This is a genomic window from Vibrio sp. Hal054, from assembly GCF_037162405.1.
Taxonomy (GTDB): Bacteria; Pseudomonadota; Gammaproteobacteria; order Enterobacterales; family Vibrionaceae; genus Vibrio; species Vibrio diazotrophicus.
On sequence record NZ_JARLUT010000001.1, the window covers coordinates 2,948,084 to 2,962,028 of the forward strand.

10 protein-coding genes and 8 tRNA genes are annotated in these 13,945 nt (G+C 44.0%); 6 read left to right on the top strand and 12 right to left on the bottom strand.

Annotated elements, in window-relative coordinates; all coding sequences use genetic code 11:
• Positions 1-5: 5 nt before the first annotated feature.
• Genes mutL through tsaE form a run of 3 tightly spaced genes read right to left on the bottom strand, consistent with a single transcriptional unit; the run spans position 6 to position 4,191 of the window.
• Positions 6-2,006 carry a DNA mismatch repair endonuclease MutL gene (gene mutL, locus P4S58_RS13745; protein ID WP_337164291.1) on the bottom strand — a complete coding sequence of 667 codons (2,001 nt, stop codon included), beginning with the start codon at positions 2,004-2,006 and terminating at the stop codon, positions 6-8.
• A gap of 8 nt (positions 2,007-2,014) precedes the next feature.
• The gene (locus tag P4S58_RS13750) at positions 2,015-3,733 is read right to left on the bottom strand and encodes a LysM peptidoglycan-binding domain-containing protein (RefSeq protein WP_102964732.1); all 1,719 of its coding nucleotides are present in this window, start codon (positions 3,731-3,733) and stop codon (positions 2,015-2,017) included.
• Positions 3,727-4,191, bottom strand: coding sequence for a tRNA (adenosine(37)-N6)-threonylcarbamoyltransferase complex ATPase subunit type 1 TsaE (gene tsaE, locus P4S58_RS13755; protein WP_042490231.1), 465 nt, complete (start codon positions 4,189-4,191; stop codon positions 3,727-3,729). The genes P4S58_RS13750 and tsaE overlap by 7 nt, the downstream gene beginning before the upstream one ends.
• A 265-nt stretch (positions 4,192-4,456) precedes the next feature.
• Here tsaE and queG point away from each other — a divergent pair, with 265 nt between their 5' ends.
• Positions 4,457-5,569 (top strand): tRNA epoxyqueuosine(34) reductase QueG, encoded by a 1,113-nt coding sequence (queG, locus tag P4S58_RS13760; RefSeq protein WP_102964733.1) that lies wholly within the window; start codon positions 4,457-4,459, stop codon positions 5,567-5,569.
• 592 nt (positions 5,570-6,161) lie between these two features.
• Here the strand turns inward: queG and P4S58_RS13765 are convergent.
• From P4S58_RS13765 to P4S58_RS13800, 8 genes are all read right to left on the bottom strand, one after another.
• Positions 6,162-6,238, bottom strand: a tRNA-Met gene (locus P4S58_RS13765).
• Between the two features lie 61 nt (positions 6,239-6,299).
• Positions 6,300-6,375 (bottom strand) — tRNA-Gly (locus tag P4S58_RS13770).
• A 33-nt stretch (positions 6,376-6,408) separates the two neighbouring features.
• Positions 6,409-6,485 (bottom strand) — tRNA-Met (locus P4S58_RS13775).
• 149 nt (positions 6,486-6,634) lie between these two features.
• A tRNA-Gly gene (locus P4S58_RS13780) sits at positions 6,635-6,710 on the bottom strand.
• Between the two features lie 33 nt (positions 6,711-6,743).
• Positions 6,744-6,820 (bottom strand) — tRNA-Met (locus P4S58_RS13785).
• Between the two features lie 51 nt (positions 6,821-6,871).
• Positions 6,872-6,947 (bottom strand) — tRNA-Gly (locus P4S58_RS13790).
• Between the two features lie 33 nt (positions 6,948-6,980).
• Positions 6,981-7,057: transfer RNA gene (locus P4S58_RS13795), tRNA-Met, on the bottom strand.
• 53 nt (positions 7,058-7,110) lie between these two features.
• Positions 7,111-7,186: transfer RNA gene (locus tag P4S58_RS13800), tRNA-Gly, on the bottom strand.
• Positions 7,187-7,569: 383 nt separating this feature from the next.
• Between P4S58_RS13800 and P4S58_RS13805 the strand changes: the two genes are divergently transcribed.
• Positions 7,570-8,262: a hypothetical protein gene (locus P4S58_RS13805; protein WP_337164576.1), complete on the top strand. Its 693-nt coding sequence runs from the start codon at positions 7,570-7,572 to the stop codon at positions 8,260-8,262.
• A 43-nt stretch (positions 8,263-8,305) separates the two neighbouring features.
• On the opposite strand, the gene orn is transcribed toward P4S58_RS13805, so the two are convergent.
• Positions 8,306-8,851 (bottom strand): oligoribonuclease, encoded by a 546-nt coding sequence (gene orn / locus P4S58_RS13810; RefSeq protein ID WP_042490222.1) that lies wholly within the window; start codon positions 8,849-8,851, stop codon positions 8,306-8,308.
• Between the two features lie 89 nt (positions 8,852-8,940).
• Between orn and rsgA the strand changes: the two genes are divergently transcribed.
• The 4 genes from rsgA (at position 8,941) to P4S58_RS13830 (ending at position 13,780) form a co-directional block, all read left to right on the top strand.
• Positions 8,941-10,077, top strand: coding sequence for a small ribosomal subunit biogenesis GTPase RsgA (rsgA, locus tag P4S58_RS13815; protein WP_337164293.1), 1,137 nt, complete (start codon positions 8,941-8,943; stop codon positions 10,075-10,077).
• 162 nt (positions 10,078-10,239) lie between these two features.
• Positions 10,240-11,100 (top strand): archaetidylserine decarboxylase, encoded by an 861-nt coding sequence (gene asd, locus P4S58_RS13820; RefSeq protein ID WP_102964687.1) that lies wholly within the window; start codon positions 10,240-10,242, stop codon positions 11,098-11,100.
• 172 nt (positions 11,101-11,272) lie between these two features.
• Complete coding sequence (locus tag P4S58_RS13825; protein ID WP_042490215.1) at positions 11,273-12,688, top strand: SLC13 family permease; 1,416 nt, start codon at positions 11,273-11,275, stop codon at positions 12,686-12,688.
• 204 nt (positions 12,689-12,892) lie between these two features.
• Positions 12,893-13,780 (top strand): DMT family transporter, encoded by an 888-nt coding sequence (locus P4S58_RS13830; RefSeq protein ID WP_102964688.1) that lies wholly within the window; start codon positions 12,893-12,895, stop codon positions 13,778-13,780.
• Positions 13,781-13,945 lie beyond the last annotated feature (165 nt).

Sequence of the window (13,945 nt, forward strand, 5' to 3'; positions counted from 1 at the left end):
TTTGCTTAAATGTTTAATGCTTGGATAGTCGCTGTAAAATCGACAGGCTTAACAAAATGTGCATCATGCAAAGGCAACTTGCCTTGCCATAACTGCTCTAATTCAGCAATCAACTGAATCGCTTCAGACAAAGTGTAGCTGGATTTGTTCACGGTCACATGATCACTTAACCACTGAGCGAGCACTTGAGTATCAAGCTCACTTTCAGCCTGCGCTAAGTTTGAAGCGGCGTAAGATAACAGATCTTGAACTAAATTTTGTAAGTTTTGCTGGCGCAATGGTTGGGGCACTCCCATCAACATGACGCTTTGTGCTGAGCGACGCTGAAACTCAATACCAAACCTAGCAAATACCGCCTGATAAAGCTCTAAGGCTGAAACTTCTTGTGACGATATTTTTAGTGATAACGGGACGAGCAGCGGCTGGCTTTTTAACGCCCCTTGCTCAACATTCAGTTGCCCAAGCACTTTGAACCATTCCGCTTTGTGCAGTGAGATCAGAACACAACCACTAGGGGAGTTCATCAGCAAATATCGTTCTTGAATAATAGAGATCGCTTTGCCCAGTTGCTCAATAAGCACGGGTTCGAGAGAAGCTTGTGGAGAACCTGTTTTTTCAAGCTCGTGTTTATCCACGTTGTTTACCAGTGCAGTTGCTGGCTTTTCAGTATGCTCAGGTGTTTTCATTAATTCCTGATAGGCATAAACCTCAGCTTTGCTCGGCGATTTAGAAACCACTCTCTCCTGAGGCGATTTACTCTTCGCTCTGTCGGATACCATCCACTCACTGCGTTGCGCATTTTCTCGCACCTGATAGGAATCATTCTGTGGTGAATAACTCCGTTCTGAACTCGCCTTTCTTGGATAGGCCGGTGAATTCTCGACCGCTTGCCTAGCTCTTTCCACAGCCTCTTCAGACCGCTTGACGGGTTCTTGATTATCTTGCGTATGATTCGATTCGTCTGGAGAGTGGAACGCTCCCTCATTAATGCTTGGAGCATCAATATGCTGGCTCTCAGCCAACGCGCTGCTTAACGCTTGATAAATAAAATCATGTACTAAACGAGCTTGATGGAATCGCACTTCGTGTTTAGCAGGATGGACATTGACATCCACCTGATGAGGATCGATTTCGATATAAAGCACATAAGTAGCGAACTGATCTGTACGCAGACTACTTTCATAGCTTTGACGAATGGCATGATTGATCAACTTATCGCGCATCATGCGTCCGTTGACGTAGCAATACTGAATATCGCTTTGCTGACGGGCACCTTCAGGTGTCGTGATCCAACCGTGCAAACGCAAGCCCTGATGTTCAAGCTCAATTTTCAGCATTGAACGAACAAAGGCACTGCCACACACTGCGGCGATGCGTTTTTCCGCCTGAATTTCCGTTTTAGCGGCTCGGTACTGACGCACCATTTTCCCGTTGTGTCGCAAGTTGAATGTCACGTCAAAACGACTTAATGCAATACGCTTTAGAAGTTCATCAATGTGAGTAAATTCGGTTTTCTCGGTACGCAGAAATTTGCGGCGAGCAGGAGTGTTGAAGAACAAGTCCAGAACTTCAACCGTGGAACCAATGGGATGCGCTGCTGGTTGAAGCTTAACTTCCATCTCGCGCCCTTCGCTATAAGCGGACCAAGCTTCTTCTTGAGTAGCAGGACGCGAAGTCAGCGTTAAACGAGAAACAGAGCTGATACTAGCCAGCGCTTCGCCTCGGAACCCGAGGCTGATAATCGCTTCAAGATCATCCAAAGTATGGATTTTTGACGTTGCATGGCGACTCAACGCCAAACCGAGTTCCTCTTTTACTATTCCACAACCGTTATCGCGGATACGAATTAGCTTAGCGCCACCCTTCTCGATATCGATATCGATTCGTGTAGCGCCAGAGTCTAAACTGTTTTCCACCAGCTCTTTCACTACTGATGCAGGTCTTTCCACTACCTCACCCGCAGCGATTTGGTTTGCTAAACGGGCGGGTAATATTTGGATGGTCATAATCTTGATTACTTGTTTGGAATAATGAGCACTTGTCCGACGGCGAGCTGATCGGAGCGTAAATTGTTCGCTTTTCTGACACTTTCAACATCAACGCCATACTGACTAGATATCTTGCCTAAGTATTCGCCTCTTTTCACTGTGTGTTTGCGTAAAGGCTTATCTTTCAGGCTCACAGTAATTCTCAATTTCTGTCCCAATTTGAGCGTGTCAGATTTTAAACTGTTCTCACGCTTAATCTCAGCCACAGAAACTTTATAAGTGCTGGCGATCTTACCCAAATAATCACCTTTCGCCACCGTGTGGGTAATTGTTTCAGTTTCTACCGGATTACTCACGACAGGAACTGGAATCGGGCTTGAAATACCACCCGGAATTGTGATGACTTGACCAACCGATAAACTGTTACTGGTTAATTTGTTGGTTCGTTTAATCGCTTCAATGCTCGTGCCGTATTTGTGGGCAATAGCAGAGAGTGAATCGCCTCGCTGCACTTTGTATTTTTGAGTCTTATTGCGATTCGCGAAAAGTGTCCCTTCTGGCGGGTTCTCTTCAAAATATTGGGTTATCGCCTTTGCAAGGGCACGAGCCAGTTTGTCTTGATGGCTACGTTGGAAGAGTAACTGCTCTTCAGTAGGGTTAGAGATAAACCCAGTTTCCACAAGAACTGAAGGAATATCCGGTGATTTCAGAACAGCAAGACTGGCATTGACCGGATCTGCTTTATGCAGGTGTGCTACTTTACCCATTTCGCTCAGGATGTTGGTAGCCACCTTGTAGCCTTCTTTTTGCGAATGGCTAAACTGTAAATCCAATAAGGTTTGGCTTACGTTTCGGTCACTGTTGTTCTTGGCTAATACCTGCCCAGCACCACCAAGCAACTCGGATTGCTGTTCATGATTCTCAACCCAACGGGCAATTTCCGTATTCGCACGACGTGTATTGAGAACGAACACAGAAGCTCCCCTCGGTTTCGGCGAACTAAATGCGTCAGCGTGAATCGAAACCAACAAATGGGCTTTATTCTTACGAGCAATTTCTGAACGTTTATTGAGGTTAACGAAGTAATCTCCGCGACGAGTGAGAACACCTTTAATTCCCGGAACTGCATCCAACTGGTCAACTAACTTCTTTGAGATACTCAGCGTTGCATTCTTTTCGTATTTGCGAGTTGGACCGATGGAACCGGGGTCTTCACCGCCATGTCCAGCGTCAATAGCAACGACGATATTGGCATTTCCATAAAATTGAGAGGCATCTCTGCTCACCTGAGTTGGAGAACCAGAGCTCGAACCGCCTTGCGATGAAGCATCATCATGAGGTAGGTCAACAACCAGACGGTGCCCATATTGTCCGCCGGGAGTCGGCGCTAATGTGAATAGTTTTGCTGGGGATTTTTTCTTTAACTCAAACACCAGACGATAAGTCCCCTTGTCTGGAGGAGAACTGGCACGAATCTTCGTCAATACATCACTATCCGTTACCTTCATCGGTAACTTGGATTTAGATGAGGTATTTTTAAGATCAATCACTAGCCTTTCGGGGCTAGTCAGAGTGAAATAGGTGAAACTAACTTCCGATTGAACATCTATCACCACTCGAGTTTCGTCTGGAGAGGGCCAAACACGAACTCCCTCTAGAACATTGGCACTCGCATTAGAAGTGATGAATGCTATCGCTAAAGTGAAAAAAACTACAAAAAGGCGCAGGCGCGATCCTATCAACATAACTCCAACTGACTCAGTAACGTACGTCCATAATCGTTATTGGCTGTCAGCAACGCTTGGCGTTGTTCACCATCGTAACGAATTTCAATATCTATATCCGATGTCGGCAATAGCCCTTGGCCTTTCTCTGGCCATTCCACCAAACAAATTGCATCGGCTGTAAAATAGTCGCGGATCCCCATGAACTCTAGTTCTTCAGGATCAGCCAAACGGTAAAGGTCAAAGTGATAAACCTGCCAATCGGCTAATTGATAGGGCTCAACCAATGTATATGTTGGGCTTTTCACATTACCTTGATGACCTAAAGCACGAATAAAACCACGACTAAAAGTTGTTTTGCCAGCACCAAGATCTCCGTGCAAATAGAGGGTCGTTTGCTGAGAACACAACTTTGATAGCGCTGTGCCAAGTTTTACCGTCTCTTGCTCATCTTTTAAAATAAACGTCTTAGTGCTCATTCAATACTTTCTCAAATTCATCTCAGGATCGTTAGATCCCAATGACTATATAAAAACCAATAGAAACCGAATAGTAAACTGGTATCGAATTGAGAGACAAGATCTCTTGTGTAAGCAAACAGAAAAATGTCTGTATGAACTCGCTAAATAACGTAAAGATCCTATCTTTTTACCTTGAGTGGTTCGAGTTTGAACTAGATCCACTTGGTGAGATCCGTTAAGATCCGCTCCCTTTTAGGCTATTAATCCTAGTACATACTTCGCCATGAACTATCAAGCACTCGCTGATCAAATAAAACAATGGGCTACTGAACTCGGTTTCGAGAAAGTAGGCATCTGCGATATTGATCTTCATGAGCATGAAGCGGCTCTGCAAAAGTGGTTAGATGCCGGATATCATGGCGAGATGGATTGGATGGCAAGGCACGGGATGATGCGTGCTCGTCCAGCGGAGCTTTTTCCTGGAACAATCCGAGTTATTAGTGCACGGATGAACTACCTGCCTCCACAAGCACAATTCGCTTCGAACTTGTCTGATCCGACTCAAGCCTATATAAGCCGATATGCTCTTGGACGTGACTATCACAAATTAGTTCGCAACCAATTGAAAAAACTCGGTGAAAAAATAGAAAATGAAGTCGAAAAGTTAAGTTATCGTCCTTTTGTGGACTCTGCACCAATCCTGGAACGCCCTCTTGCCCAAAAAGCAGGATTGGGTTGGACAGGTAAGCATTCACTTATTCTCGACAAAGACGCTGGCTCTTGGTTTTTCCTTGGTGAACTATTGGTAGATATTCCTCTACCCGTGGATACACCGTCGGAAAATGAATGTGGCAAATGCAAAGCCTGCATCACCTCTTGCCCAACGGGTGCAATTATCGCTGATGGTATTGTCGATGCAAGGAAGTGCATCTCCTATCTCACCATAGAGTTCGACGGTATTATTCCTGAAGAATTTCGTACAGCGATGGGAAATCGTATTTATGGATGTGACGATTGTCAGCTCGTCTGCCCTTGGAATCGCTTTTCCGAACTCACACAGAAAAAAGACTTTCATCGCAGAGAGTCTTTTGAATCACCAGACTTATTGAGTTTGTTCGAATGGGATGAAAAAACATTCCTGCAAAAAATGGAAGGTTCTGCGATTAGAAGAATTGGTCATCTGCAATGGCAGAGAAACATAGCCATTGCACTAGGCAATGCTCCCTATTCGGAAAAAATTGTTTCTGCTTTAGAAAATGCTAAAGACCAATCAGAGACTTTAGATGTGCACTTAAATTGGGCTATTGAAAAGCAATTGGCGAATCTACCAAGCTCCATCGCGAGCCATCAAAGGCTAATTCGTATTATCGAGAAAGGTCTTCCGAGAGACGCCTAGTGAGCCAATAAACCATCCGATTACGCACAATTAATAAGCATATTCTTTGATACGGTTCTCAAAATGCACCAATGTGGAAAAAATTTTAAAGACGCGTCTATTTTTATATTTGAGAAAAGTTAGTCACATTAGCAGGAAATGATTAGGATCAATGAAAATACAGTTAATGATCGTTTTTTGACTGTCAATGTCAACATCAAGAACATTACATTCTCATTAAAATCATATAGTTAAAGAAAAAACCCGTTATTCGCACAATCTCTATTACCGCAAAAGATCCTACTAGCTCAAGCATTTTTTCTTGTAAAAAACAAATTATTCACTGAGTTATCCACATGCAAAATTTGTGGATAAGTCTGTTAATGAACAGTACAAAGAATGCCTGAACACACAGTATCAAAGGGATAAAGAGGCAAGTTTATGATTTGCGTTTATCTGGGGGTATTCTGCCTATGAAGATAGGAGAATTTCTTATTAGGGGGCTTATGCTTCACAGCATTATAGAAAGAGCATTGGCAGATTGCCAAATAATTGCAGTATTAAAAGAAAAAAATCTGCGAACAAGCGCAGTTTACTTTTAACATTTTGAAATTGGTTGCGGGGGCCGGATTTGAACCGACGACCTTCGGGTTATGAGCCCGACGAGCTACCAAGCTGCTCCACCCCGCGTCCGTATTGTATCACCGTTAAGCACGATGAAGGCTTTTACTTTCTAATGAAAGAAAGAAACTGGAGCGACACACGAGGTTCGAACTCGTGACCTCAACCTTGGCAAGGTTGCGCTCTACCAACTGAGCTAGTGTCGCATGATTAACCGCATTTTGCGTTTAATCTAAATTTGGTTGCGGGAGCTGGATTTGAACCAACGACCTTCGGGTTATGAGCCCGACGAGCTACCAAGCTGCTCCATCCCGCGTCCGTATCATTGTTAAGCACAATGAGAGCTTTACTTTCTACTTAAAGAAAGGAATTTGTAGTGACACTCGAGGTTCCCATCTCTTAACAAAAAGGCGTGACCTCAACCTTGGCAAGCTTGCGCTCTAAAGGGTGTGTAACTCTTCAAACTGGAGCGACACACGAGGTTCGAACTCGTGACCTCAACCTTGGCAAGGTTGCGCTCTACCAACTGAGCTAGTGTCGCACGATTAAACGCATTTTGCGTTTAATCTAAATTTGGTTGCGGGAGCTGGATTTGAACCAACGACCTTCGGGTTATGAGCCCGACGAGCTACCAAGCTGCTCCATCCCGCGTCCGTATCATTGTCAAGCACGATGATAGCTTTACTTTCTAACTAGAGAAAGTGGAGCGACACACGAGGTTCGAACTCGTGACCTCAACCTTGGCAAGGTTGCGCTCTACCAACTGAGCTAGTGTCGCATGATTAACCGCATTTTGCGTTTAATCTAAATTTGGTTGCGGGAGCTGGATTTGAACCAACGACCTTCGGGTTATGAGCCCGACGAGCTACCAAGCTGCTCCATCCCGCGTCCGTAATCATTGTTAAGCACAATGAGAGCTTTCGCTTTCTAACTAGAGAAAGTGGAGCGACACACGAGGTTCGAACTCGTGACCTCAACCTTGGCAAGGTTGCGCTCTACCAACTGAGCTAGTGTCGCATCAACAACGTTTCCGTTGTTCAGGGCTGCGAATTATAAGAGCATTTTTGTGTGATGCAAGCCCTTAACGAAAAAAAATTCTTTTTTTTATCGCTTGACTAAAAAGCATCCGCAAACAGCGCATTTTGCTTAAAAGACCACCACTCTCGGTTAGTCATTTAAGGTTTCACTTAAATTCGAGCCCACGCATTATGCGAGATAAACCGTTATTCTGACAGAATTATTTGCAACTTATTTTGCGACCGACGTATTTTTAACCGTACAGCACTAAAATCTGCGTAAACTGACATTCGTAAAAGCTTCCATCTTTGAAAGCTTCTGACAAGGAAAGTAAAAAGGAAAATGGATTGAGAAAACTAATCCCTCAGCCACTCAAGCGTGAAATTTCACTACTGCTGGTGCTGATCACCACTTTTTTCTTCCTATCTGGTTGTGGCTCAATGCCAAAACCTATGCGCAATTTAGGGAAAAGTGATGTTGATTTTGTTATGGATGTTCACGCCAAACAGCAAAAACAAATGCTGATGGAATTGACTCGAAAACTTTACGTTCGAAATCCTTGGCAACTCAGAAAAAGTTCCGGCATGAGTGTGAACGCTCGTATGGCACAGATATTCGGCACCTACAATACGATTGAAGTTCCCTCTTTGATTTTTGATGAACTAAACGGTGTCACTGGTATTGATGCGATTCTTCTTAGTTTCGATGAAAACTTTCAGGGAGATAGGGTTTTCGCCGCTATGGTGGGCTTAACTGAGATGCTCAGGCGATCTTACAACCACCAGCAGGAATTTTTCATTATCGATTCATTAAATGAGCAATCCCTTTATAACAGCGCTCGTAACATTGAAATTTTTGTCTGGCGCCTCTATCAACGCAGGGACAGTAAAGGTGAGTTATTTCTGTTATCAAACCGCATGGGAGAATCAGATTACGACATCAGCTTTGATCGGTTGTTTTCCAAAATGGTTATGGTTCAGGACATGATGGCCTTGATCGTGGCCGATAAAACTAATCGTGGTATTACCAAAGTGGTTCAAAGTGTTGCTCAACTTGCCTTTCTACCCGTTCCATAAAAAAACCGCAGCGATTGCTGCGGTTTGATTCATGTATATACGCTTAAATCGACATGATGGTTTGACGATAATACTTAAGCTCTGCGATTGATTCGCGAATATCATCCAACGCCAAGTGACTCCCCTTCTTAGAGAAACCGTCCAACACTTCAGGTTTCCAACGGCGAGTCAGCTCTTTCAAAGTACTAACGTCGATATAGCGGTAATGGAAATACTCTTCTAATTCCGGCATATGTTTATAGAGAAAACGGCGATCTTGTCCGATACTATTACCGCAAATCGGTGATTTTCCACGAGGAACCCATTTTTCTAGAAACTCAATAGTTTGTGCAACGGCTTGTTCTTCTGTCACTGAACTTTGGCGAATACGCTCTACCAGACCGCTACCTGTGTGCGTGTTGGTACACCAATCATCCATTTTGTCTAACTCTGACTCTGGTTGGTGAATCGCCAACACAGGTCCTTCCGCTAGAATATTTAACTGACTATCGGTGACAATAGTGGCAATTTCGATGATTTTGTGAGCTTCAGGGTCTAAGCCAGTCATCTCTAAATCGATCCAAATAAGATTTTGATCGCTATAAGACATAAGTGAGTGCCTATATGGGTTTGTCGATAAAAGAGGTACTATACCCAAATTCAGATAGCCAAGAAACCTAGCTCAACGCATTTACTCAAATGTGTACAGCTTCAAATTTGGCACCAAACTCAATCAAATTCATCAGTACCATCGAATTCATAAAAGTAGATCATAGTGGCAAAGAAAAAAAGCTAACTAAAGGCCAAGTGAGGCGAGTAAGAAACAACCAACATCGCAAACTTAAGCAAGAAGACTCCGTGCAATGGGAAGAGTCGATGCTTGAAAGCGCAAAATTAGGCTTGGTTATTACTCGTTTTGGTCAACATGCTGACATTGAAGATCCGGAAACAGGAACGATTCATCGCTGCAACTTACGACGCGGCATTGAAAGCCTCGTCTCTGGTGACAAAGTGATTTGGCGACCGGGCAATGAAATTCTGGCGGGAATATCCGGCGTAGTTGAGGCTGTAGAACCTCGAACCTCAGTATTAACTCGCCCTGATTATTATGACGGTTTAAAGCCAGTTGCTGCCAACGTTAACCAGATGATTATCGTCTCCTCTGTATTGCCTGAATTATCGCTCAACATCATTGACCGATACCTCATCGCTTCAGAAACACTGGAAATTGCGCCACTGATTGTTCTCAATAAGATTGATTTATTAACTGACGCTCAGCGCTTGCAGTATCAAGAGTCTCTGGCTGAGTATGAGCGCATCGGTTACGAGGTGCTTTACGTCAGTAAGCAAACTGGCGAAGGCATTACGGCTTTGGAAGAGAAACTGCGCGATAAGATCAATATCTTCGTGGGTCAGTCAGGCGTGGGCAAATCCAGCTTAGTCAATGCACTGATGCCAGAATTAGCCGAGTCGGTAGAAGAAGGGGCTATCTCTGAAGCTTCAGGTTTAGGTCAACACACAACTACTGCGGCTCGTCTCTACCACATTCCATCTGGCGGTGACTTGATAGACTCTCCGGGAGTTCGTGAGTTCGGTTTATGGCATTTAGAAGCAGATGACATCACAAAAGCTTATGTGGAATTTCGTTCTTATTTAGGCGGTTGTAAATTCAGAGACTGTAAACACGGTGATGATCCCGGATGCATATTACGAGAAGCCGTTGAGAAAGGTGAAGTGAGCCGAACTCGATACGAGAACTATCACAGAATCATCGAAAGTATGGATGAAAACAAAGCCAATCGTCAGTATTCGCGTAATAAGAAAGCGGATCTATAGCGAGATTTTGTTGCCATTTATAACCAAATTGCTGACACCTGTGGCGATTTTCAGTAACATCTCGCGCCCAAAGCTCAAGGTTTGCTGACCTTTTGAGAAGAACAGACAATTTGGCCCATTGTTCTAAACACATTGGACCTAAACACATTGGAATGAAACACAATGGATAAAATTAAAGTTGGACTGCAGTATTGGATTCCACAACACGGTTTAACTCGCTTAGTCGGTAAGTTAGCCTCAGCTAAAGCGGGTGGTCTAACTACAGCCGTTATCCGCTGGTTCATCAAACAATATAACGTGAACATGGATGAAGCTCTGCATTCAGATCCAAAGCACTTTAAAACATTCAACGAATTCTTTGTGCGTGAACTAAAGCCTGGTGCTCGCACTATTGTTGAAGATGAATTAGTGATTACTCACCCAGCTGATGCTTGCGTGAGTCAATTTGGCCCTATCAACAATGGACAGTTGATTCAGGCAAAAGGCCATGACTTCTCAGCACAAGAGCTGTTAGGTGGCGATGCTAAATTGGCTGAAGAGTTCCGTGATGGCGAATTCGCAACACTGTACTTATCTCCTCGCGACTACCATCGAGTACACATGCCATGTGATGGCACTTTACGTCAGATGATTTACGTACCAGGTGATTTGTTTTCAGTTAACCCACTAACGGCTGAAAACGTACCAAACCTGTTTGCGCGTAATGAACGCGTAGTTTGTATCTTCGATACAGAGTTTGGTCCAATGGCTCAGGTATTAGTAGGTGCAACTATCGTTGGTAGCATTGAGCTAACTTGGGCAGGAACTGTAACACCTCCTCGTGGTAACACGGTTTACCGTTGGGATTATCCAGCGACGGGTGACAACGCGGTTTCATTCAAGAAAGGCGAAGAAATGGGTCGCTTTAAACTTGGCTCAACGGTCATTAACCTGTTTGCCAAAGATGCAATCCGCTTTGATGAGAGCATGAAAAATAATGTACCAACTCAACTAGGTACACCATACGCTCACATCAACAAATAAACGTGTTTTCCTCTTTTAAAATGCCCAGCTGAGTCTGGGCATTTTGTTTTTGACCTATCCCACACATCCACCTTTTATCTCAGCAAAAAAACAAAACTTTAACCCCGCTCTAAGACCCTATTATTTCAATGGGTTAAGATTTAGCCATTCTTCTTGGAGTGAGGATGTACCCATGCCGACTTTGCAACCCATGTTGCTCATAAAACTGTTAGTGTGTCTTTTGATTCCTCTTGGTGTCCTGATGATGCCAATAGATGCAATTCCCATTGATAACCTCACTCTGATACAGCATCGATTGCTGGCGATCTTCTTACTTGCAGCGCTCTTATGGGTATTGGAGCCTGTACCTGTGTTTGCAACTTCGATATTCATCATCACTCTTGAGCTCATCATGATCTCAAATAAAGGATTGCATTGGTTTCGTGCGCCTTCCGAAGGTCATGAGTTAGGTGTACTCATTCCTTACACTGAAATATTTAGTGCATTCTCCTCTCCCATCATCATTTTATTTATGGGTGGCTTTGCACTGGCAATCGCGGCATCAAAATATGAGTTGGACAACAACTTAGCCCGAGTACTGCTCAAGCCTTTTGGTACTCAACCGAGATTTATCATGCTTGGTCTAATGTTGATTACCTCTGTGTTTTCAATGTTTATGTCCAATACCGCAACCACGGTAATGATGCTGGCATTATTGGGGCCTATTGTGGCATCTGCACCCAAGGGCGATTTAGGTATTAAAGCTTTAGTGTTGTGTATCCCTATTGCGGCAAACACGGGTGGTATTGCCACCCCAATAGGTACACCGCCCAATGCTATTGCATTACAGTACCTAACAGGTGAACACAGTATTAGTTTCTTATCTTGGATGAAGATGGGTCTGCCCTTTGTCTTTATCCAGCTCACCTTCGCATGGTTCTTATTACAAAAGTTATTTCCCTCTTCTCAACCATCTATGACGCTTAAACTTGAAGGAACGTTTATGCGCAGTTGGCGAGCTATCGTGGTGTACATCACTTTTGCTGCAACCATACTTCTATGGATGACAACCTCGCTACACGGTATGAACACCTATGTTGTAGCAGTAATCCCGCTAGCGATATTTACCTTAACTGGCATTATGGGCAAAGAAGAGCTCAAACAAATCAACTGGGACGTACTCTGGCTGGTTGCCGGTGGTATCGCCATTGGTATTGGTTTAGAACAAACCGGTTTAGCAAAAGCTCTCGCGCACGCGATTGATTATGAGTCTCTATCACCAATGTCCGTTGTTATTACGCTCTCAATCATCTGCTGGTTAATGGCGAACTTTATGTCAAATACCGCAACCGCGAACTTGTTGATGCCGATAGCAGCCGCAATTGGCACATCGATGCAAAGCTTATCCGATGTTGGTGGTATTCAGGGATTGCTGGTTGTTGTCGCGTTTTCAGCTTCTTTAGGGATGATTTTGCCCGTTTCTACACCACCGAATTCACTGGCGTATTCAACAGGATTAATCGAAAGCAGAGACATGGCAAAAGCAGGTGTTATCATTGGTGTAGTTGGCTTGTTGATTGTGTATATCGCTACCTGGATACTCACCTAGCCGACTTTCCCTCTCTCAAAATCTCCCTTGTACAAGGGAGATTTTTGTTTTCAGCTATAAAAAGTTTTCCTGTCGCTGCACTACCCATAAAAAGCACCAATACAGCTGCTGTTGCTTCCATCGTAAATGATATGAATTTACTTTGTTTTCCCATATCTTGATGGCATATTGAGGACCCTTTTCTCTCCCTCTCAAGGATCAATCATGGGCTATGAATGGCTGGCGCTTGCTGCGGCATTTCTGTGGGCTATTGCCAGTTTACTTTCTGTTACTCCCGCCAGACATCTTGGAACCTTTGCCTATAGCCGATGGAGAATGGGATCAACGTTTACCATTTTAGCCACAATGGCGCTGATTACTGGTGGATGGTCAACGGTAGAAGCATCAGCCGTTCCACCAATGATGCTGTCGGGACTTATCGGCATATTCATCGGTGATACCGCACTCTTTGCCTGCTTGAACCGTATGGGGCCTCGCCAGTCTGGACTGCTTTTCTCTTGTCATGCCGTTTTTTCAACGGTGCTGGGATACTTTCTCTTTAGCGAAAGCATGACGCCTATTGAACTCTTAGGTTCAACGCTGGTTTTCTCTGGTGTATTGACTGCCATCTTTTTCGGCAGAAGAGGACAAGCCAGCAACCATTTAGAAATGGTGCATGGCAACGTTTGGATAGGGCTAGGCTTAGGATTAACCGCAGCGCTATGCCAAGCTTTGGGTGGTGTGATTGCAAAACCAATTATGCAGACAGATATTGATCCTGTAGCTGCATCCTCAATCCGAATGCTGACGGCGTTTGTCGCCCACTGCTTGCTACGAGCGACAGGAACTCGCGTTGCACGCCCGACTCAGAAAATGAATTGGAAAATTTTTGGTATTACTACCATCAACGGTTTTATCGGTATGGCGCTGGGCATGACGCTGATCTTGTATGCCCTGCGTGAGGGGAATGTCGGCATGGTAGCTCTGCTTTCTTCCACTACACCTATCATGCTATTGCCTATACTTTGGATCTATACCAAGCAAAGGCCGAACCGTTTTGCTTGGCTAGGCGCGATTGTCGCCGTCGCTGGAACAAGTATTTTGGTCTACTAACGAACTATTTTTAGTTTACTAACTATAAGAATAAACAAGCAATTTGAGACAATTTTTTTGATCAATTGGCTACATTTTATTGCAACGATAGGGAGAATCATTGATCTTGCCCTACAGTAACGGCTATAAAGTGTAGTAAAATTACGCTAATTTCAGTTTTTAGTT